This is a genomic window from Enterococcus sp. DIV1304_2 (genome assembly GCF_050555445.1).
GTDB classification, from domain to species: Bacteria; Bacillota; Bacilli; order Lactobacillales; family Enterococcaceae; genus Enterococcus_B; species Enterococcus_B pernyi.
The window spans coordinates 179,653-201,790 of record NZ_CP187851.1 but is presented as its reverse complement, the minus strand read 5'-3'; the positions used below and the strand labels follow the sequence as shown (position 1 = coordinate 201,790).

The window sequence follows — 22,138 nt, the reverse complement described above, 5'->3', positions numbered from 1 at the left end:
TTTTGACAGTTAAATCAAACTGTCCGAATATTGTCATCTTTTGCTTAACAAATAATTAATCTTCTTTTATCCGCTAGTTCACTACCAAATGTAGCATCCCGATAATTTTTTTATGTGTAGTCACATAAATCTGTTATAAAAAGCTTACCATAGTTTCTAAAAAAATGTCTAAATTGGTTACTCATAAAATTATAATCTTATTTTCAATATATATATATTGTTATTTTATAAACCATATCTTCCGATAGAACTGGAAAATCCGGCAAAACTGAACCACACAAACAAAAAAAGGCACGACAGCCAGAGGTCGGGATCGAAGTGTTTAGCTTCGAGAAATAAGGCACCATCCACGAAAATTGTTTTTCAAATTTTTGTGGATGGCGCCTTATTTTCGAAGAGGTTACTTCTGTTCCCGCCGTTTATTCGTTTTTAGGTGGTGCGATAGGACGAATGTCCCAGACCGTTGAAGTTCCTCTTTTTTGTTGTTGCCAAGCGCTGAATCGCGCAATGATTGACTAAACACACGGTGCTATTTTTTATGTATAAACGTGCTGTTTTTGTCTTTTATTTTGACACTGGGACAAGCGCTTCGATACCAACACTGATTTTTAATGCACGATCGACATCTAACATGATCGATCGTTCCAAATGACAGACTTTTTCTTTTAATCTGGACTTATCAATCGTTCTGATTTGTTCAAGTAAAATGACTGAGTCTCTTTCGATCCCTGTTCCGGTCGCTTTGATTCCTATATGTGTGGGCAATTTAGGTTTCGCCATTTTCGCAGTAATTGCTGCTACGATGACCGTTGGACTAAAATGATTACCTAAATTGTTCTGAATCACTAAGACCGGTCTTGTCCCACCTTGTTCTGATCCTACCACCGGAGAAAGATCAGCAAAATAAATATCTCCTCTTTTTACCATACGCCTCTCCTCACTCTTGATATTCTCTAGGTATACGGGGCCCTAGCACACATGCGACTTCGTAATGGATCGTACCCAATTGATCTGCTACATCTTGCATTGTGATTTTAGCCTGTTGATTTTCCCCAATCAACGTAACTTTAGTTCCTACTGGCATTTGATAGGGCAGACGGATCATCAATTGATCCATGCATACACGACCAATGATCTCACAATAATTCCCCTCCACTAATAATGAGAAACCTTGCATTTTCCGTAACCAACCATCTGCGTAACCGATTGGTACAGTTCCGATCCATTCTGAAGCTGAAGTCGTATAGGTTTTTCCATAACCTACACCTTCTCCTGCTGGCAACTCTTTCACTTGGATCAATTCAGATACAAGTTCAAGCGCTGGTTGTAGGGGATACACTTCCGCTAACGCGTGACCGGATGGATTCAAGCCATACATTGCTACCCCATAGCGGATCATATTGCCTGTAGCTTTTTCGTGCCATAATGCAGTAGCACTATTACTGCTGTGGACATATCTTGGTAAAGTAGGTAGACTTTCGATGATCTCACTGAATTTTTGGTTCTGCTGTTCCCAATAGGTGGTATCTGCTTGATCTGCTGTAGAAAAATGAGTATAGATCCCTTCCCATTCTAAATTGGGACTATCCTGGATGATTTCCACTGCCTCATTCACTTCTGCACTATTGAGAAAGCCAATTCTTCCCATTCCGGTATCGACTTTCAAATGCAATTTCAATAAATATTCTAGATGGCGTTCTGCTATATAAGTAGCCGCAGCTTCCAACCATTCTTTTGTTCCCGCAGTAATAGATAGATCGTGGATGACTGCAAGTGTCAACGCATCGATCGGAACCATATTCAATACAAGAATAGGTAGTGTGAAACCTGCCTCTCTCAGCTCGATCCCCTCATCTAAAGTAGCTACGCAAAAACCAGAAGCTCCACCTTTTTTTGCAGCTTCTGCTGTTTCGATTGCTCCGTGACCATAACCATCTGCTTTGACAACAGCAAACAATTCTTTTCCATTCAATCGAGCTATTTCATTTGCTACATTTTCTGTAATTGCCTGTTTATGTACAATTGCTTTTGTCGGACGATGCCAAGCAATAACCATTGTTCTTCCTTCTTTCTAGTCTTCTAAAATAATCTGTGCAAAAGCTAACTCGTCTGTATGTGTGATGCTGACCCAGACTGCTCCTTCATGTGGAGATTTCGTTACAATTGGTTGTCCTGATCCATTTTTTAAAATTTCGATCTCTTGAAAGGTAACTTTACCGATCCCTGTTCCCCAAGCCTTTGAAAAAGCTTCTTTACATGCATAACGACCGCCTAAAAACTCAACCTGACGATGAAATGGCAGCAAACGAAACATTTCGATTTCACTTGGTGTCAGTACACGATCAATAAAGTTTTGCTTTTCTTTAATGATCTTAGCAATCCTCGACAGTTCAACTGCATCAATCCCAATCCCTTTTATCATACACGATTCTCTTTTCAAAAAATTTTAGAACACTCTAATTCTACCAAATTTTAGACAATTTACCACCAATAAGTCTAGAAATAACAAAAATGAAAGTTGTTTCCTAGTGAAAACCCACTTCTTCATTTTCTCCAATAAAAAACCATTGAGAATTGATTGATAAAAATCTCTGATGTAAAGAAAACAGTTCAAGTCACTTCATTTCTTTTTTTACGAATGTTTTTCAAAAAAATAAGACTTACAATTCGAAAAACAGCTGATATATAAATCATTTTCCGCCTTGTTTGTTTATAAAATCATTTTATTGGTATTAATTCTAATTTACCATGGATCACGCATAAAAAAAGAAATTATTTTTACTTAATAAACAAAAAAAACAAAAATTTGTTGCTATATCCTTAAAAAGCTAAATATTTTATTTTTTTAAATAACATTTTTGTTAAAGTTATCTAAATTACCTACTAAAAAGAGGAACTACGTTAAATTTATACTTAATACTCTTAGACTTCCCATTATTAGTAGGTTTTTACCCTATGATCTCTACTTCTTTATGTAATGAAAGAGAGAGTATGTTTGTTTTTTTCATTATCTATCATTGCCAAATAAACAATACAAAATAAGCCCGCCAAGGCCAAAAATAGGTAAGCTATTTTTGGATCTGACGGGCTTATTCGGATGGTCCTTCTAAGACCACCACTTTACATGTGTATTAGTCGTTGTTCGTGCGGATCACGAAACCACGTTTTTTGTCGTTTGTGCGTTTTCCACCATTGTCTTTTTGTTTGTTATGGTTTTTGCTGTAGCTACCGCTACCTTTTGAATTTTTGTTGCCACGGTAGTTGCCATTATCACGACGATTACGGTTGTTTCCGCCGCCACTTCCGCCACCACGTTTACCATTTTTGTTGTAGCCTTTTTTCTGCATAGGCAATGGACGTTCTGGTGTGATTTTTACTGGTGTTGCATCTGATGGATCTTTGGCTGTTGTTTTCAACAATAAAGCGACTAAATCTTGAGCAGAGTATTCTTCCAATAATTTATCCGCAGTTTGCAGATATTTATCTAAGCCATTCTCTTCAAGTTTTTCTTCGATTTGTTCAATAGCAGCGCCTAGTTGTCCTTTGAATGCTTCTTTTTCAGTCGGTGGACGTAAAGTTGTCATACGTTTTTTCGTTAAGTTTTCAATAACATGTAAGTAACCCATTTCGTTTGGTGTAACGAAAGTTACTGACATACCACCTTTACCTGCACGACCAGTACGACCGATACGGTGAACATAGCTTTCTGGGTCTTGTGGGATATCATAGTTGTATACATGAGTAACTCCTGAGATATCTAAACCACGTGCAGCTACGTCTGTAGCAACTAAAATATCTAAATGTCCACTTTTGAATGAACGTAATACGCTCATACGTTTTTGTTGGGAAAGGTCGCCATGGATACCTTCTGCACGATAGCCACGAGCTTCTAAGCCACGAGCTAATTCATCGACACGACGTTTTGTACGTCCAAAGACGATCGTTAATTCTGGTGACTGTACATCGAGCAAGCGAGTCATCACATCGAATTTTTCGTATTCTTTTGCGCGTACATAGTATTGATCGATCAAATCAGCAGTCATTTCTTTGGTTTTGATTTTCACGTGAGTTGGATCTTTCATGAATTTCACACCGATATTTTTGATTGCTGGTGGCATTGTCGCTGAGAACAATAGTGTTTGACGTTGGTCTGGTACTTTAGAGATGATACTTTCGATATCTTCTAAGAAGCCCATATTCAACATTTCATCTGCTTCATCCAACACTAATGTTTCAACTGTTCCAAGTTTCAATGTGTGACGGTTGATATGGTCTAACATACGTCCTGGCGTACCAACCACGATATGTGGACGGTCTTTCAATCCACGGATTTGGCGGCCAATATCGGCACCACCGTATACGGCTTGGACACGGACACGTTTGTCACGTCCTAAACGATACAGTTCTTCTTGTGTTTGGATCGCTAATTCCCGTGTTGGTGCAATAACTAATCCTTGTAGTTCTTGGCGACTTGCATCGATTTTCTCTAACATCGGTAAACCAAATGCAGCAGTTTTACCTGTTCCTGTTTGTGCTTGTCCAATCACATCTTTGCCTTCCAAGGCAAGTGGGATCGTTTCTGATTGGATCGGTGTCGCTTCTTCAAATCCTGCACGTTCTACTGATTTTAATAATTCTGGTGATAATTCTAGTTCTTTAAATTTCAAATGAATCCTCCTATATGGTTGTTAACTGAGGATGTAGCTATAGTTTGCTACCCCGTCTTTTGTTCGGTCAAAGTGTCTGTTGCTTTTTTGACAGTGGCCACGCACGTTTCCCATCCATTCTTAGCCCCTGTGGCACCACCGAAAAATCACTTTGCGAAGTTTAGGCATTAGAAAAGCCAAACGGGTCGCGTTCAGCTTTATCATTGTTATGACATCTGGCTTTCGCATTTCATCATCAAGCCAGTCCAATTTCTCTTCATCTTTCGGCAATAGGTTATTCTAGCATAATTTATTGTTTTCTGCAAGTTTACAGTTTTTATTTCATTTCTTGTAGTCGTTCGACCACTTCAATCAAGCCCATACTATTACTACCTTTTAGTACAATCGTGTCATTTGGCTGGATCTCAGCAATCACCGCTGCAATCAATTGCTCTTTATTTTCTTCGATATAATAAACCGGCAAATCAGGATATTTCTGAGCCAAAGCATCTTTTAACGCCTGCATTTCTTTTCCATACAAAAAGATCATCGAGAAGATGTCTGAAGAAATATGTTCACTCATGGAAGCATGCATGAGAGGCGAGTCTACCCCTAGCTCCAACATATCGGCTAACACGGCAAGTTTTCGTCCCGCTGCTGGGAGGCTTGCTACAGTATCTAAGACTAATCCCATAGCTGTAGGATTGGCATTATAAACATCACTTAAGATCGCTGCCCCGTTTCCAGCAGTCAGCCATTCTGTTCGGTTTTGTGTCACTGAGACAGTTGCTAGACCTCGTCGGATTTCCGACAGAGACAACTCGAAAAACTGCCCGATCGCATAAGCAATCAGCGCGTTCGTCACATTATACTTACCAGGTAAAGGGATCGTGAATGATTCGCCTTCAACGATAAATGTCGTTTGTTGCTTTTCTTCGATGATTTGTTGTGCAGAAATATCGCCTTGTTGGATTCCAAACGTCTTGATTTTTTGAGACAATGGAGCAACCAACGGTTCTAACAATGGTTCATTATTCGGTACGATCAATAATCCGTCTGGTAGCAACCCGTCAGCAATTTCCATTTTTGCTTTGGCGATACCTTCTCGTGACCCTAAATTCTCGATATGAGCCTCACCGATCATCGTGATTGCTGCAACTTTTGGTTGTGCCAGCAACGAGAGTTCCGTAATTTCATTGGCATGATCCATTCCCATTTCTAAAACGATTTTTTCAGTATCTTGAGGCATATGCAAGATCGTATAAGGCATGCCAATATTATTATTGTAATTTCCTTGTGTTTTATAAGTTTTATATCCTTGCGCTAAGACAGAAGCTGTTAGATCCTTTGTGGTCGTCTTCCCATTACTACCGGTAACAGCCACTACATCCGCCCCAACTTTTTTCAAATAGTATTGCGCCAACTCTTGCATTGCTTTTAAAGGATCAGAAACTGGTATGATCTCGATCCCCTCTGGTGCCTTTTCGGCTGCCCAACTCCAAAAAGAAGCAACTGCCCCATTTGCGATAGCTTGTTCAATAAATTCATGCCCATCTCTTGCGCCAGCTAAAGGAACGAACAAATCGCCTTCTTTGATTTTGCGGCTATCAAATTCTACTCCTGTGATTGATTGGGTTGACTCATGATGACTGCCAACTGCTTGAGCAATTTCTTGTATTGTTATGTTCATCCATTTTCTGTCCTTTCGATTTAGACCAGTAGTCCTATAGGAATAGGAACAAAAAAGGTGGTGGAAATCGCCAATACTGATAGCGTCGAATAGTAAAAATCTTTCGCTTTCAATCAGTACCAGATGATCATCCACAACCTTTATTTTGCTATACATACTACTTCGACACATTCATACTTGTGCTGATTACGTTTCAATTAGTCAAAGAAACTTTGTCTTTGATTATAACGGTTCAAGCCTAATTGGATCAACTCTTCAATCAAGTCACCGTATTTCAAGCCCATATTTTCCCATAGCAATGGGTACATGCTGAATGCTGTAAATCCAGGCATTGAATTTAATTCATTAAGGAATAATTCATTTTTATTCGTCAAGAAGAAATCACAACGGCTCAAGCCACTTCCACCTAACATCGTATACGCTAATTTTGCGTACTCTTGTGCTTTTTGATGGACTTCTTCTGGTACTTCTGCTGGAATCTGCATCTCGATGCGATTATTGATGTACTTCGCATCATAATCGTAAAATGCCACGTCTTTTACCACTTCACCAGGCAAGGTCGTGCGGACGTCTTCATTTCCTAAAACAGCGACTTCGATCTCCCGTGCTTCGATTCCTTGTTCAACGATGGCACGTGAATCGTATTGGTAAGCTGTTGCTAAGGCATTCTGTAATTCTTCTCGATTTTCAGCCTTAGTGATCCCCACGCTTGACCCCATGTTTGCTGGCTTCACGAACATCGGATAAAGCAATGAGCCTTCACATTGGTCAAATACCTTTTTAGGATTTTCTTTCCATTGATTCTTCAAAACTGGAACATAAGGTACTTGCGGTACACCGGCTGCTTGTAAAATATATTTTGTCATGATCTTATCCATGGCACAAGCACTCGTCAGTACACCCGCACCGACGTAAGGCATATTCAAGGTTTCCAAGAATCCTTGGATCGTGCCATCCTCGCCATTTGGACCGTGAAGAACTGGAAAGACGATGGTTCCTTCTTCTTTGATCTCTCCTGGATTGATGACAGTACCCGTAAATCCTTCTGTCATTTTCCCACTTGGGTCCCACGTCAAGTGCAATTCTTCTTCACTTGTAGGTTTTTCAGTCAACAACGGGCCTTTGACCCATTGGCCGTCTTTACTAATAAATACGAGCTGTACTTGATAATAAGCATAATAAATAGCATTTAAAACGGAAAACGCTGAAAGAATCGAAACTTCGTGTTCCGCACTGCGTCCACCATATAATAAAGTAATCTTCAAAAGATTTTCCTCCTGTATTCGATATCATTCATTTTTACTTCATATTTTAGCACAAAAACAAAAGATGCAAACAGCTTATTTGAAAAAAGGTGAGGCACATGTCATTTTATTCAAAAAACAGCGGAATAGTTGTCGCTTTTTTTCTTTATCGTTATGATAAGAGAAAGGAGGCATAGTTATGACCAAAACTACTTCTCGAAGCCGTTTAACAGAAATCATTCACGTATTCATCAAAGAAAATGTTCTGCCTAATCTGATCCAACAAAAAAATCCTGAACAAGTAAAAAAAGCCTTTGAAGAACTTGGCTCAACCTTTATAAAAATTGGGCAAATGCTTTCTGTCCGTGATGACTTACTCTCTGCTGAGTTTACTAAGACATTCAAAACATTGCAAGACAATGTACCAAGTGATCCCTTTGTCACGACGAAAAAAACGATTGAACAGGAATTAGACGCATCCTTAGAAACGATTTTTACTAGCTTCAATAAAGCACCTTTCGCTTCTGCCTCTATGGGTCAAGCACATCGTGCAACGTTAAAGAATGGCGATGCAGTCGTTGTAAAAGTCCAACATCCAAATATTGCGAAGGAAATCATGATGGACTTACAGTTATTCGAACGGGCGATTCCTTTGATCAAATATATTCCTGAAACAAGCGTCATCGATTTAAAAGGCGTGTTGCAAGAAGTCAAACGTTCATTGACAAACGAATTGGACTTCTACAAAGAAAGTCAAAATGGCGCACGTTTCTATGTCCTAAACAACCATTGGTATGAAATTAGATCCCCTAAAATCTATGAGGCACTTTGCACAAAAAAAGTTATTGTGATGGAAGAAATGTCTGGAAAGAACTTCAACCAATTGATGAATCTTGAAGAAACGGATGAACGCCTCATTGAGACACTTACGAATACTCAATTGAAACAACAAGTGGCTAAACGATTGATCGAACATTTTATGAAGCAAATCTTTGACGATGGCTTTTTTCATGCCGATCCACATCCTGGGAATTTATTGTTCCATCCTTTAAGCGTTGAAGAACTTTCAGAAAATGTAACGACAGACACAAAAGAACACCAAAAACAACTAGGCTCGATTTCTTTCAAAACGACTGCTACTGTCACTGAACCATTACAACCATATACAATCAGTTATATTGATTTCGGTATGATGGGTAGTCTCTCCGCTTCGCTAAGACAAAAGCTGATGGAAATCGTTTTAGCGATTTATACACGAGATATTTACCGTATTGAAAAAGCCGTCATCAACTTATGTCAACAAGAAGGGCCTTTTGATGAAAGTGAATTCCATCAACAACTCGCTAACTTTTTGACGCAATATTTAGACCTCCCCCTTGAAGAAATCGACTTGCAAGAAGTCTTTGCGCAGATCGTCTCGATTTGCCACCAGAACAACTTACAAATCGATCGTGATATCACGTTATTGCTTAAAGCGTTTAGCACATTAGAAGGAGTGATTCGTGTACTTGATCCTGAAGTATCTTTGATGGAAGTCGCTACGCCCATTGCACAACGATATTTCTTAGCACATCTCTCTGTCGAAGATACCTTGAAGCAAGCGGGCTTAGATATACTCGATGGTATCAAAACCGTACCGAAAATCCCGCAACAAGTCTATCACCTTCTAGAAACTTGGCGTTCTGGACAAGGAAAAATCAATTTGGAACTAAAAAAACAAGACCAACTGATGAACCGGATCGAAAGTATGGTGAACCGTTTAGTATTTGGTGTGATACTCGCCGCATTGATCGTCGGCTCTTCGTTGCTTGTCCAAGCTGCACCAGACGACCAAATCAATTTTATTACACTATTAGGTATATTCACGTATACGATCGCAGCTGTGGTCATTCTCTTTTTAGCCATTGATACACTGATCAACTATTATAAAAAAAGACGAAAATAAACGAAAACATCCCAAAATATGAAACTATTTTCGGATGTTCTCGTTTATTTTTTTAGCTGTGTACTTTTGACACAACCTCATTGCTTGATGATTAGAGTTAAGGATACGCACTATTCCTGTTTTTTAGTCTGTAGCCTTTTACTCCCTATCTATTTGATAATTTTAGCTTTTTTGGTTTGATTATTTCATTTTTCGTTCATCTGGTACGATTCTTTGCGAGAGCAACCACTTATGGAAGAACCATTCAGCGATCCCGATCAATACCGCCGGTACTAAAACCTTCATCCAAATATCCGTCATATCGTTCATAAAATAAAGATATAACCATAGAATGGCTGCAGCTGAACCAGCATCTGCAATTGTAGCCGCGATATTTCCTACTTTTCGTAAAATCAATAAATCACCTAATACATAGATCATGACAACAATGATTACTCCGACAATCGTTGAATCCATGAAACTAACACCATACAGTCCCGTTAAAACGATCCACAAAATTGCCCAAATCATGATTGCTTTTACCACCAACGCCTTCACATGTTTCATTTTCTGCACTCCCTTCTTTTTTGGTTAAAAATATATGATTATATAATTAAATAATCTTCATAATTATATCTTTTGTTATAGAATCAATCAAAGATATCGTACTTATTTTAGCAATAAAAAAGAGGAACACTGCTTCTGTTTAGTTAGAAGCAATGTTCACCTATTATATTCTATTCAAATTTCTTCAAGCGCTCGGATCAACGCTTCGTTGAACCTTTGGTGATCTCCATGAGTGAAAGGCTTCGGCCCTTTCGTCCGAATGCCCGCTTTTCTCAACTTACTGCTTTGATAACGTTGTTCTAATAATCCATCAATGTTCGTGGTATCAAATTCCTTCCCCGATTGATGAAAGACTCGAACACCTTTAGGTAAGACCAATGAAGCTAAGCCATAATCTTGAGTGATCAAAAAATCACCTTTTTTGATCAGCCCGACGATTTTATAATCTGCACTGTCTGCCCCTTTATCGACATATACAAACTGTACATAGCTTGGATACTCTTTATTGGTATAGTGATCCACACTTGTCACGATCATCACCTCTAATTGAAAAGATGCCGCAATTTCAATCACGTCATTTTTCACTGGAGAGCCGTCACCATCAATGAATATTTTTTGCATGTTCTTTCCTCCATAAAAGATAAACAGCGATTACTCCAAGGATCAATACACTGACATTTATCCATTTTACGTAAACTAACAATTGGATCATCGCTTTTGGTACGCTCAGACTACCAGTCAATTGGAGCAATACACTCACAGGTTCGTCCAACCATCTTGCCATCACCAACAGCAATGACATCAATAAAAATTGATGGGTCACACTTCCTTTGTTTTGTGTCGTAAACTTTTTGATCACACGATTATCCATCGGTATTTCTGTATCGATCTCATAATACGTACGATTCAACCAACTACCTACTACCGCGTGCCAAAAACTTAATAAGAACAAACCAACCACAAAGCCGATTTGTGGAAGTAACAGAACCATCAACGAACTAACTAATCCGGCTAATTGAATGAGGACTGGTTCGATCGTGGGAATCTGGATTGCTTGATTGCCAATGATTTTGGCTAACACCATGCCTGCAATATAAGGTAAATACATATATACGCCTAAATAGTCGAAACCATAGACGCGGCCGATATAAAGTGTCCCGAATAAAAAAAGAAAATTACCTAACATGCCATTCAGAAAAGTAAAACTATTTAACCAAGTGGGTAATTTCCACTGCTTTCTAGCCCTTCCAAGATAAAAAGCTGCAAATAGAAACAACAGCATAAATCCATAGATTGCTACGTCAAATAATGCAGGATCAATCAACAAACGAGCATTTCTCAAAAGAAACAACAAAACGAAAAAGCCGATAAATAAAAGCAACTCTTTGGTCACTACCACATTCGACTTCATCTCTTTAAAATCCAATTCATAGCGAGGATAATGACTGATCGTATGGTATGCCATAATGTAGAACAATGTATATAACGCTAATGTCATCACGACTTGCGTCGACCCGGGAAGCTCGATCACCCGAAACAAAACAAGCAACAACAGGATCGCAAATGGAAATTTATTTGCTGACATGTTCGTGAATCCCTGTTGTTTTTCATGGTAATTCACTGTGATATTTGTGGGGATCAGCCATGCCGCACTTAGTCCTAAAAGTACACTTGACAGATAATACAGCGGGAAATAAAGGACGCCAAAAATCCCGATCAACGAACCTGCGCCACCCATCAATAAAGAAATCATCAACAAGGTATAACTATCCAGACCAAAGCGAATACTACTAACTAAAAACAGACCTGTCATCCGAAAGGTATAGAACAAAGTGAAGGGTAAAATCGATAACCATTGGTTCCCATCACTCAAACTTAAAAATAAAAGATACGGCACCAAGATAACCGTATTACTCAAAATAAAAGGTGTCGTCTGGGTAAAGTTCCGCCCAAATCGTTTGATTTTATCAATCATCTAAAAACTCCTTACGTGTTAAACATGAGTTACTTGTCATGTCAACACATCATCTCTATAGACATACACACATGCCTGTGGGTACAAAACTGATTATACCATAGGAGCAAAGCAGCCAACACCCTATAGAGGTTGTGAAAGAAGCACCCAGATACGCACCCACCTAAAGACAAAAAAAACAGGAACTCCACAAAATTTGACTAGCAAATTTGGGAATCCCTGCTTATTTTTGAGCGTTGAACATTTCTGTTCGCCACTCACTGGTGCCTGAAAGAATCAGACAGACAAGTCCTTCTCCACAAAAGTCTTGTCCAGCACGCCTACATCCGGTAGGTGATCCGTGGATCATGTGCCGCCAAAATCAATTAGACCTCTAACGTTCAGAGATCTTCTCGACCCGTCGCATAACGTATACTTTAACACAAGCAACCATTTTATGCGAGTCTTTTTTTCATTTTATAATCAACCATTTGAAATCCTTCGCCGATATCGCTGATCAATTCTCCCTCAATGACAAATCCCTGATGTTGATAGACTGCGATTGCTTGTTGATTTCCTTGATTGACACGCAAGAAAATCTCCTGTGCTTCTGTTTCTTTTGCTAATTGTTCGTACCAACGAAAGACTTCTGAGGTCAAACCTTTCCCTCGTACGTCTCGAAGAATATAGAGTTTACTTAAATAGATCGAAGAACCCATCTTTTCATAAGCAGTATAGCCAATCGTTTTTCCCTCTAACTTCAATAAGAAATAGTTGACCCCTGCTGCACATTCTTTTACGATCTGTTCTTTCGATTGATACGTCTCCAACATATAAGCGACTTGCTTTTGACCGATAATCGGCGTAAAGGCTTCGGGCCATACTTCATGGATAACTGTCACGAGTTCATCGAGTTCTTTCTCAGTTACTACTACTTTCTCCAACATTTTACTTCCTCCATTCAATGAACTAAAAATGCCCTTGTGCTTGCTGGAATAAAAACAACATGATCATACTATATACAGCGACCGACCAAGGTTTTAAAAGAATAACAATTTGCATGTATTCTCTAAATGAAAGCTTCGTCAATCCAGCGACGAGACAAATCAAATCATCTGGCGCAAAAGGTAAAAGTAAGGTAACGATCAATACCTTTTTGATATTGTTTGTTTTTTCAATGACTAGCTGTTCAAATTTTTGGAATTTTTTTGGTGATAAGATAAAACGGACAAAACTCGTACCATAATAACGCACGAATAAAAAACCGATTGCTTCACCAATAATCAAGCCAATACAACTATACAGCAACCCAAAGACATTTCCAAACATCAACATCCCTGCAACAGAAGAAATCCCTCCTGGCAGAATCGGAATGATCACTTGGATGATTTGGATAAGAATAAATAAAATGATCGCATAGCTCCCAAACTGTTGCATGAATTGTTGCAAAGAATCTGCCGATTGAAAGATGCCATGTCGATAGCCATACATGATCAATATGAAAAAAATACTTAATCCAACGAGTGGTGCGACTTGGATGGTTCTATGTACCCATGTTTTCTTCTCAGCCATACGCTTCTCCTACACTTTTCATTTTTCTATGTTTCATAAAAGAACAAGTAACGAACAACGACAAAATCGTCGTATGCAACTTCGAGCAGCAGAAGCTTGATCCTCTTGTGTCTCCTAAGCCCGAATAAACAACGTGAAGTAGCTCCTTCAGAAATAAGCGTGAAATCCCAAAAATTTGAAGAAAAATTTTCGGTTTTTCACGCTTATTTCTCGGATTTGAGCACTTCCTTTATGGCTGATTACCCGCAGAAGTTACTTATAAAACGCCGTTTATTTGGTTTTAGAAGATAGGCATAACAGCTACTTCAGTTCTAACACCTGTTCTTATCTTTTTACTGGTGATTCAAAAAACTAGCAACTTTCGTTGTGATCAAGTCGATAGCTACGTGATTTTCGCCACCTTCTGGAACGATAATATCAGCGTAACGTTTTGTTGGTTCAATAAACTGATGATACATCGGCTTAACGACTGTTAAATATTGTTCGATCACAGAATCTAAGGTACGGCCGCGCTCTTCCATATCACGTTTGATCCGGCGAATGATCCGAATGTCATCGTCTGTATCTACATAGATCTTGATATCCATCAAATCACGTAAACGCTCGTCTTCTAAAATCAAGATACCTTCCAAAATAATCACTTCTTTTGGTTCTTGGATGATTGTTGCTTGACTTCTCGTATGGGCAACATAATCATAGACTGGTTTTTCAATGGCTTCATAGTTCAGTAGTTTTTCAACGTGCTGGATCAGCAGTTCATTATCAAAGGCAAAAGGATGATCGTAGTTTGTATTCAACCGTTCTTCAAAGCTAAGATGACTTTGATCTTTATAATAAGAATCTTGTTCAAGCATCATGATGGAGTGGTCTGGAAAGTGACTAAAAATCCCTCGGCTGACGCTTGTCTTTCCGCTTCCCGATCCGCCCGTCACACCAATGATAATTGGCTTGCTTTTTGTCATTGACTAAAACCTCTTTCATATCCGTTTTTTCATTCTAATCTATTATAGCGAAAAAAAAGGAAAATGCACTATTTTTCTGAAAATTAATGAGGTGAGATTTCCAAGAGCGGGTAAAGTTCTTCTAAAGAATCAATCCGATAGGTTGGTTGGATCTCTGGTATTTCAGGCAACTTGTTTTTATTGAACCAGATCGTATCGATCCCTGCTTCATTTCCACCTTTGATATCAGAAGTCAGTGAATCACCGATAATCACCGTTCGTTCTTTGTCCAACTCAGGAATATTAGCAAACACGTGATCAAAAAAAGCCTTCATTGGCTTTTGTGCGCCAATCGCTTCTGAGACAAAAATTTCTCGAAAATAATGAATCATCCGAGCATCTGTTAATCGTTGATGTTGGGTTTGAGAAACCCCATTCGTCACTATATAAAGTTCTGCTTCACTTGACACTGCTTCCAGTAATTCATGGCTTCCAGGAATCCAATGATGGCCCTGATTCAAATAATGTCGATAACGTTGATCCATTGCTTGGCTATCTACGGTCTTGCCGAACTGTTGGAACAACAGACCAAAGCGGTTGCCTGTCACTTCATCTCTTGTCATCTGCCCCTTTTCGAATTCTCGCCATAAATGATGATTCAATGCTTTATAACTTGTTCTGATCTCTGGTGTCAGTTCAATGCCTTGTTCCGCAAACAATTGGTGCAAGGCTTCTGTTTCTGTTTGTTGAAAATCTAACAACGTATCATCTACGTCGAATAATAATGTATGATATTTCATCTGATTCTCCTATTTCTTCTATATTTGATATTTCGTTTATTTGCATTTTCATGGGTTGTTGATTGTTTATCTATAAAAGAAATAAACAAGTGCCTTAGAACCGCCGGCTGTGCACTTGCTTATTAAATGACACTAAATCATTTTAGAAAGTCCAATAATATCTTCTTCTGAGAAATGTCCAATGACTCTGTAGGGATTGAAATTACTCTTCAATTCAAATCGGTTTCCTGTATCTACCCAAGATTTCTTGTTTAATCCTGCAGAATCTAAGTCTTTTATTTCATAATATCGCTTTTTGATCGCCTTTGATTTATTCTCATATTTACTTGTAATAGGAAGAATCAAGTCAAGAATGAACCTCTGCTTCGAACACGGATAGCAATAGCAAGACGAGTTTTCCCTCCACTGCCATCGTTAAAGGGAATATAGATCAAGAACACGTCATGACTATTCATCTAGATCTCTCGTCCATGACACTAGATCTTCGTGGTCACCGCTATTTTCTGGCGGATTAGTTTCAACAGACTCTTCCGCAACTCTCATTAACTGCAGTTCAACCTTCTCTTTACTTGTTAAAGATAAATCAAATGGAATTTCTCCTCTGGCAGCTACCCTTTTATATAAAGCAGTGATTAAGATTGATGGATTTACTCCTAATGAATCTAAAATGCTTTCGACGTCAGTAGCTAGATTCTTATTGATATTCACTTGGACTTTCTTTTTTTCGTTGGTTTTATTTTTTTCTTTGATTTCAGACATAGAACATCACCTCTCACTCCTATTTTACTCCTAATAGGAGTGTAAAAAAAATTCATTGAATGAACGATCAATTCATGATTATTACTATTTAAAATATTTTTTTAATTTTTTTAGTTCGTCTAACGTCAATGAGCGATAAGATCCTTCAGTCAAATGCGGATCTAGTTGTAAGGGGCCCATGCTGATACGTTGTAACGCAGTCACTTTTTTTCCACAAGCTAAAAACATCTTTTTCACTTGATGGAATTTTCCTTCTTGGATCGTCAGTCGTACGATACTTTGATCTTGTTGGATATCCAAGACTTCCAGATGGGCTGGTAAACACTGATAGCCACTATCAAAGATGATCCCTTTTTCAAAAGCAACTTGATCAGCTTCTGTCACTTGTTCATTGACGACTGCTACGTATGTTTTCTTCACTTTCTTCTCAGGCAGTAACATTTCATAGCCTAATTGGCCATTGGAAGTGATTAGCGATAACCCTGTTGTATCACGATCTAATCGCCCCACTGGATACAAAGGCTGGGTGCGGTCGGCTGAAGCCAACAAATCGATAACGGTCGTTTTGTGAATGTCTGTCACCGCTGTTACTGCTCTTTTCGGTTTATTCAGCATAAAGTATACTTCATTTGTATGTAGCTTTACGCCATCCACTTCGATACAGTGGAGCAAACTATCCACATTACGATTTTGTTTCTGTTCCACTTTCCCATTGATACGTACGAGTTTCATCGCAAAAAGTCGTTTCATCTCTTTACGTGATGTTTCTAATTCTTTTTCTATTAATTTATCTAACCGCATAACTGCTTCCTTTCCTAGCTACATAAGCATTATAACCTGAATCATACACCATGCAAAATGGAAACGCTAAGTTGTTTCCTTGACTTACTCAGTGAATCGCGTTACGGTTAAAGAGTAAAGTGAATTGGATTTCTCATACACAGCGTAATGACCTGGTGGAGAAAAGTTGAATCCTGACTTTTTAAGGGCAGATGCGCGCATCTGTCTTTTTGCGTTTTTTTCGCGCTACCTGATAATGTGCAAGAGACCATGTGACATTCACTTAAATAAAATCTGTCTGACACCAAAGCAGACAGTCACATTTTAAGGAGGAATTTTGGTTATGTCAGTATCATTAGAAGTAAGTAAAAGAGAAGTACGTCCCCGTTCATTGAGAAACAAATTGCGTCATGAAGGAAAAGTTCCTGCAATCGTTTATGGCTACAATGTAGAAAGCACACCCATTTCATTTGATAGTGCGACATTTAGCAAAGTATTGCGTGAAAATGCCGCAAACACAGTTATCACAATGAATATTGAAGGAAAAAAAGTCAACACACTTGTTCATAAAGTCCAATCAAACACATTTACCAACCAGTTAGAACATGTGGAGTTCCTATCTGTTAATATGACAGAAGAAACAGAAGTCGAAACAGAAGTTGTCCTTGTCGGCGAATCTACTGGTGTGAAATCTGGTGGTGTATTGGCTCAAAACCTATATACTGTGATTGTTTCTGCTACGCCAGATCAATTACCAGAAAACATCGAAGTGGATATCACTGATTTAGCATTAGGTGATTCGATCACTGTAGCGGATCTACCGAAAAATGACGCATACACGATCATTACTGATGGAGAAGAACAAATCGCCGCAGTTGTTGCACCAACAGAAGAAGAAGAATCAACTGGTGAAGCAGCAGAACCAGAAGTGATTGGTTCAACTGAAGAATAAACGTCTTTTGATCAACGAAGCAGTGACTTGTGTCATTGCTTCGTTTTTTTTTATTTCCCACTTAAAAATAAATTGTTTTAAGAATGGTATATTCCTATTTATCAACCCTTATTTGTTTTTTTGATAAGCGCAAAAACCCTTATATAATAAGGTTTCTTGAAGTCCTCTTAAAAGTTTCTTATACTTTGAAAAAAAGTATGCAAATATTGTTGCATTTTGTATAAATGTTTATTAGAATGAACCAACGTTAAAAAAGTATAACTCGTTTATCCTGATAATAATATGTTGTTCTCGTCATTTCGGTTTTTTAGACAAAGGAGGCTAAGCCGATGTTTGAAAGTTTTGATAATAACCGTAATCGATACGCATCATTAGGTGTGGTATCAAGTTTACCAGATGAACTGATCGATAGTATCTGGTTCATTATTGATTTAGACCTTAAGGGTGTTATTCCGTTAGATAATATTTTAGCTTTTGATTTAATGAACAATCATGGAAAAGTAACCTTGCATTTTTCTCAAGCGGGCAGTACCGTAGAGATGGGGATCGATTTGCCATTCCCTTATTCTCCACAGTATCCGGCGCAAGTATTTGCCTATGATGATGGGACCAGAGAAACCATTCTTCTCCCAAGTGAAATTAAACAGTACTAAAATAAACCCTTTGTTTTGCACGATAGCCAAGTAGTTGACTCTTTGATTTTCATCGCAGACTCACTTCTTGGCTACTTTTATGATGACCTTCTCTGAAAATTTCCAGAAAACATAAAGCATTTTAGCTATTTATTTATCATGAGATTCTAATTGGTATTCCAAGGGTAAACACTATATACTACTAACTAAATTTTAAAAGAAATAAGGAGTTTACAAGATGCGCGATTTAACAAAAGGAAGCCCAGCCAAACTGATTTTGCTATTTACTGTCCCTTTATTGATAGGCAATGTTTTTCAGCAGTTTTACAACATGGTCGATATGATCATCGTTGGGCAGACATTAGGGAAAAACTCACTAGCAGCTGTAGGAGCTACCGGTGGATTAACTTTCTTGATTATTGGCTTTGCTCAAGGTCTAACCGCTGGTTTAGCCATTATTACAGCACAACGATATGGTGCGAAAGACTTCCGTGGTTTGAAAAAAAGTTTTGCTACAAGTGTCATGATTAGTGTCATTGTTACTGTAATTTTAACCGTCCTTAGCTTAGTATTTATTCGTCCGATGCTCCAGTTGATGCAAACACCTGCAGATATCATCGATGAAGCACAAACATTCATCGTGATCATCCTATGGGGAATCTTTGCTGCCGTCAGCTTCAATTTATTGTCAAATGTTATTCGCGCACTTGGTGATAGTCGAACGCCTTTACTCTTTTTGATCGTTGCGGTAATTATCAACGTTGTCTTGGATTTGATCTTTATTATCAACTTCGGTATGGGAGTAGAAGGTGCTGCTATTGCAACAGTGATTGCGCAAATTGCTTCTAGTCTATTATGTATCGTCTATATCAAGAAAAAGATTCCGATGCTTCAATTACGTAAAAAAGATTTTTCGTTCGATAAACAAGAGATCCGCACACATTTAAATGTTGCTTTACCAATGGCTTTCCAATCTTCGATCATTGCGATTGGTGCAATCGTCTTGCAATCTGCATTAAACAGCTTAGGTACAGATGTCGTAGCTGCCCAAGCCGCAGCTGGTCGAATCGATCAATTTGCTGTTCAACCTATGATGTCCTTTGGGATTGCGATGGCAACTTTTGCAGCACAAAACTATGGAGCGAAACAATATGGACGTATCTTAAAAGGCGTTCGTCAAACATTAGTCATGAGTATTGGCTTTAGTTTCTTAGCCGGAGCAATTGTCATTTTCCTTGGCCGACCATTGGTGAGCTTGTTTGTCAGCCCAAATGAAACTGTCGTTTTTGATTTGGCGCAAACGTATTTCAACATCAACGGCTCCCTTTACTGGATCTTAGCTATCCTATTTATCTTACGTTACACTTTACAAGGGCTTGGTCAAAGTAAAGTACCGACGATTGCAGGGATGATGGAGCTGATCATGCGTTCTTTCGCTGCGATCATTCTGACTGGGATCTGGGGCTACCCAGGTGCTGCTCTTGCTTCACCACTTGCTTGGGCTGGTTCTGTCATTGTCTTGCTCTACTCTTATATCCGCGCTGTGAAACATTTGAAACAGTTAGATGCCGAACAACAGCAATTTTCAATTGAAGATGCTGAAATCAGTTATTAGATTCAAAAAAAGTGTTCCTCCTATATTATGGGAAGAACACTTTTTTTATGGATTCGTTGGTAAAATCACCAAGCTGAAATAGTCGATATGTGCATGATCATATTCTAAAACGGTGAATTGAAATTGATCGATCGTAATCACTGTACCTGCCTCGATATCTTTTTGATAGCTCGACATAAAACCAGCCAGAGTGATGAAATTTGTTTCTTCAAATTCTGGCACATCTTCATTGAAGTAGCGCTCAAAATCATCAAGCGTCAACTTACCTGAAACAATATAGCTGCCATCTGCTTGTTTCGCAATCAACGCTTGGTCCACATCTGTTTCATCTCGAATCTCACCGACGATTTCTTCTAAAATATCTTCGATTGTGACAAGTCCACTTGTCCCACCATACTCATCCTTTAAGATCGCTATATGTTTTCCTTTTCTTCGCATGATCGTCAATAGTTTTTTGATGGGGATGGTTTCTGCGGTCACGATTGGTTCTTCAATCAGAGACTCCACCGTTATCTGATCATCTTCTAAAGATTGTTTGATCAACGCAGGTAAAGTCACGTATCCTAACACATTATCTTTGGATTCCAGTATGACAGGATATCTCGTATGCCCACGTTCAATCGATTCTTTGATGGCTTGTTTGACTGTATCTGATGCATCAAATACTTGCATCGATGTCCGATCTACTTGAATGTCTTTTGCCAGCGTGTCATCAAATTCAAAGACATTTTCTAAATACTGGTATTCATCCTTTGTCAACTCACCTTGCTGGTAAGAATTGAGGGCAACTAAAGTCAATTCTTCTTGCGAGAGTGTCTCTTCACCTTCTGAGACTAGTTTCACGCCTAGCAATTTACCTAAGCTTGCTGCCGAATGATTCAATACCCAGATGAAAGGAAACATCGCCAGATAAAAATAATGCAAGGGTCTGACTACGAATAACACAACTTGTTCCGTATTGACGATACTATAACTTTTCGGCAAAAGTTCCCCCACCACAACGTCGACATACGTCACCAGAATGAACCCTAATGCGACAGAGATCGTTGCACTTATTCCCCGTCCGATTGGGAGCTGACCGATCCAAGGTTCCAACAATGCTGCCACAGAACCTTCGCCAACCCAACCAATGATCAAGCCTGTCAATGTGATACCCAACTGACTTGCAGATAAATAATCGTCTAAATGGTGGGTCACATGTAACGCTAGTTTGGCGTTCTTCACGTCGTCTTTTTCCAATTGTTCTAAACGGGAACGTCTGATTTTTACCAAAGCAAATTCACTCGCAACAAAAAAAGCAGTGATTGCTATCATCAAAAATAATATGACAAAATTTAATACCATTTGTTTCGCCTCACTTTTCCATTTCAATTGTACAACTTTTCATAAAAAGAGTATAACTAGGAGGCTTTTGATTTCTGCTTCTCCACTAGATCACTTTAAATAATGGGAGGATTTATTCACTTGTATCACTAGCATTCAACAGCTATTCAATAACAAGAAAATTTATAAATTAAGGTTTAAAATGTGCGCATGTGCTATGCTATTACGTGACAGTACAGTTTAATGACGGTGGCTATCCTTCGAAAGCGAGGTGGTGCGTATGCACATACTTTCTAAATCTTACGAAAGGAGACGCCTTTTGTCGGCACTCGATACAATCCAATTGATGCTCAGCTTTGGTATGTTTACCATTGCCCTGATCACGTTGGTTGTAGCATTGCTTAGCGACGACAAAAAGAAATAACCGTCCTCGGCTAAGGACGGTTATTTTGTAAAAATTAACTTGAATATGCCGCTGTTTTTTAAACAACGCTGTCAAAGGGGAGTTGTTGACGCAACTCCTCTTTTCGTATTTAGTATAGCATACTATCGACATGCTTACTAGATTAAGTTCTAGGGAAGATCCTCTGTCAGTTGGGCATTTAGTCTAAATTGATGCTCAGCTTTGGTATGTTTACCATTACCCTGATCACGTTGGTAGTAGCATTGCTTAGCGACGACAAAAAGAAATAACCGTCCTCGGCATAGGACGGTTATTTTGTAAAAAATAAGTTGAAAT

General features: G+C 38.7%; 22 protein-coding genes. 6 read left to right on the top strand and 16 right to left on the bottom strand.

Annotation, left to right across the window (positions count from 1 at the left end; translation table 11 throughout):
• Positions 1 to 564: 564 nt before the first annotated feature.
• From IGJ14_RS01000 to IGJ14_RS00975, 6 genes are all read right to left on the bottom strand, one after another.
• Complete coding sequence (locus IGJ14_RS01000; protein WP_019722700.1) at positions 565 to 927, bottom strand: type II toxin-antitoxin system PemK/MazF family toxin; 363 nt, start codon at positions 925 to 927, stop codon at positions 565 to 567.
• A 10-nt stretch (positions 928 to 937) separates the two neighbouring features.
• Positions 938 to 2,056: an alanine racemase gene (gene alr, locus IGJ14_RS00995; protein ID WP_019722699.1), complete on the bottom strand. Its 1,119-nt coding sequence runs from the start codon at positions 2,054 to 2,056 to the stop codon at positions 938 to 940.
• 15 nt (positions 2,057 to 2,071) lie between these two features.
• The gene (acpS, locus tag IGJ14_RS00990; protein WP_010736606.1) at positions 2,072 to 2,422 is read right to left on the bottom strand and encodes a holo-ACP synthase; all 351 of its coding nucleotides are present in this window, start codon (positions 2,420 to 2,422) and stop codon (positions 2,072 to 2,074) included.
• Positions 2,423 to 3,131: 709 nt separating this feature from the next.
• The gene (gene cshA, locus IGJ14_RS00985; protein ID WP_019722698.1) at positions 3,132 to 4,667 is read right to left on the bottom strand and encodes a degradosome RNA helicase CshA; all 1,536 of its coding nucleotides are present in this window, start codon (positions 4,665 to 4,667) and stop codon (positions 3,132 to 3,134) included.
• Positions 4,668 to 4,983: 316 nt separating this feature from the next.
• Positions 4,984 to 6,336, bottom strand: a complete 1,353-nt coding sequence (locus IGJ14_RS00980) for a UDP-N-acetylmuramoyl-tripeptide--D-alanyl-D-alanine ligase (protein ID WP_019722697.1) — start codon at positions 6,334 to 6,336, stop codon at positions 4,984 to 4,986.
• 197 nt (positions 6,337 to 6,533) lie between these two features.
• On the bottom strand, positions 6,534 to 7,601 hold the full coding sequence (locus tag IGJ14_RS00975) for a D-alanine--D-alanine ligase (RefSeq protein WP_019722696.1): 1,068 nt from the start codon (positions 7,599 to 7,601) through the stop codon (positions 6,534 to 6,536).
• A gap of 178 nt (positions 7,602 to 7,779) precedes the next feature.
• Here IGJ14_RS00975 and IGJ14_RS00970 point away from each other — a divergent pair, with 178 nt between their 5' ends.
• Positions 7,780 to 9,525: an ABC1 kinase family protein gene (locus tag IGJ14_RS00970; protein ID WP_019722695.1), complete on the top strand. Its 1,746-nt coding sequence runs from the start codon at positions 7,780 to 7,782 to the stop codon at positions 9,523 to 9,525.
• A 180-nt stretch (positions 9,526 to 9,705) separates the two neighbouring features.
• Here IGJ14_RS00970 and IGJ14_RS00965 read toward each other — a convergent pair whose 3' ends face one another.
• The 9 genes from IGJ14_RS00965 to IGJ14_RS00925 form a co-directional block, all read right to left on the bottom strand.
• The gene (locus tag IGJ14_RS00965) at positions 9,706 to 10,071 is read right to left on the bottom strand and encodes a DUF2512 family protein (protein WP_010734357.1); all 366 of its coding nucleotides are present in this window, start codon (positions 10,069 to 10,071) and stop codon (positions 9,706 to 9,708) included.
• A 174-nt stretch (positions 10,072 to 10,245) separates the two neighbouring features.
• Positions 10,246 to 10,692, bottom strand: a complete 447-nt coding sequence (locus tag IGJ14_RS00960) for a YaiI/YqxD family protein (RefSeq protein WP_019722694.1) — start codon at positions 10,690 to 10,692, stop codon at positions 10,246 to 10,248.
• A complete protein-coding gene (locus IGJ14_RS00955; protein WP_019722693.1) occupies positions 10,673 to 12,046 on the bottom strand; it encodes a hypothetical protein in 1,374 nt (457 codons plus the stop codon). Before IGJ14_RS00955 ends, IGJ14_RS00960 begins: the two co-directional genes overlap by 20 nt.
• 434 nt (positions 12,047 to 12,480) lie before the next feature.
• On the bottom strand, positions 12,481 to 12,969 hold the full coding sequence (locus IGJ14_RS00950) for a GNAT family N-acetyltransferase (RefSeq protein WP_029593962.1): 489 nt from the start codon (positions 12,967 to 12,969) through the stop codon (positions 12,481 to 12,483).
• A gap of 25 nt (positions 12,970 to 12,994) precedes the next feature.
• Positions 12,995 to 13,597, bottom strand: coding sequence for a TVP38/TMEM64 family protein (locus IGJ14_RS00945; RefSeq protein ID WP_010734362.1), 603 nt, complete (start codon positions 13,595 to 13,597; stop codon positions 12,995 to 12,997).
• A gap of 332 nt (positions 13,598 to 13,929) precedes the next feature.
• Entirely contained in the window at positions 13,930 to 14,559 is a 630-nt protein-coding gene (gene udk, locus IGJ14_RS00940; protein ID WP_010734363.1) for a uridine kinase, read from the bottom strand.
• A gap of 83 nt (positions 14,560 to 14,642) precedes the next feature.
• Positions 14,643 to 15,338, bottom strand: coding sequence for a YjjG family noncanonical pyrimidine nucleotidase (locus tag IGJ14_RS00935; RefSeq protein ID WP_010734364.1), 696 nt, complete (start codon positions 15,336 to 15,338; stop codon positions 14,643 to 14,645).
• Between the two features lie 447 nt (positions 15,339 to 15,785).
• The gene (locus IGJ14_RS00930; RefSeq protein ID WP_019722690.1) at positions 15,786 to 16,097 is read right to left on the bottom strand and encodes a type II toxin-antitoxin system RelB/DinJ family antitoxin; all 312 of its coding nucleotides are present in this window, start codon (positions 16,095 to 16,097) and stop codon (positions 15,786 to 15,788) included.
• Between the two features lie 84 nt (positions 16,098 to 16,181).
• The gene (locus IGJ14_RS00925) at positions 16,182 to 16,898 is read right to left on the bottom strand and encodes a 16S rRNA pseudouridine(516) synthase (RefSeq protein ID WP_108145677.1); all 717 of its coding nucleotides are present in this window, start codon (positions 16,896 to 16,898) and stop codon (positions 16,182 to 16,184) included.
• 322 nt (positions 16,899 to 17,220) lie between these two features.
• On the opposite strand from IGJ14_RS00925, the gene IGJ14_RS00920 reads away from it, so the two are divergent.
• The 3 genes from IGJ14_RS00920 to IGJ14_RS00910 all read left to right on the top strand — a co-directional run bounded on the left by IGJ14_RS00920 (position 17,221) and on the right by IGJ14_RS00910 (position 20,076).
• The gene (locus IGJ14_RS00920) at positions 17,221 to 17,829 is read left to right on the top strand and encodes a 50S ribosomal protein L25/general stress protein Ctc (protein WP_019722688.1); all 609 of its coding nucleotides are present in this window, start codon (positions 17,221 to 17,223) and stop codon (positions 17,827 to 17,829) included.
• A 329-nt stretch (positions 17,830 to 18,158) separates the two neighbouring features.
• Complete coding sequence (locus IGJ14_RS00915; protein WP_019722687.1) at positions 18,159 to 18,482, top strand: DUF960 domain-containing protein; 324 nt, start codon at positions 18,159 to 18,161, stop codon at positions 18,480 to 18,482.
• Positions 18,483 to 18,699: 217 nt separating this feature from the next.
• Positions 18,700 to 20,076: an MATE family efflux transporter gene (locus IGJ14_RS00910; protein ID WP_010734370.1), complete on the top strand. Its 1,377-nt coding sequence runs from the start codon at positions 18,700 to 18,702 to the stop codon at positions 20,074 to 20,076.
• A 45-nt stretch (positions 20,077 to 20,121) separates the two neighbouring features.
• On the opposite strand, the gene IGJ14_RS00905 is transcribed toward IGJ14_RS00910, so the two are convergent.
• Positions 20,122 to 21,420, bottom strand: coding sequence for a hemolysin family protein (locus tag IGJ14_RS00905; RefSeq protein WP_019722686.1), 1,299 nt, complete (start codon positions 21,418 to 21,420; stop codon positions 20,122 to 20,124).
• Positions 21,421 to 21,679: 259 nt separating this feature from the next.
• Between IGJ14_RS00905 and pepG1 the strand changes: the two genes are divergently transcribed.
• Together pepG1 and IGJ14_RS00895 are read left to right on the top strand one after the other, a co-directional pair.
• Positions 21,680 to 21,823, top strand: coding sequence for a type I toxin-antitoxin system toxin PepG1 (gene pepG1, locus IGJ14_RS00900; RefSeq protein WP_071866110.1), 144 nt, complete (start codon positions 21,680 to 21,682; stop codon positions 21,821 to 21,823).
• A gap of 191 nt (positions 21,824 to 22,014) precedes the next feature.
• Entirely contained in the window at positions 22,015 to 22,092 is a 78-nt protein-coding gene (locus tag IGJ14_RS00895; RefSeq protein ID WP_100207132.1) for a putative holin-like toxin, read from the top strand.
• Positions 22,093 to 22,138: the final 46 nt, after the last annotated feature.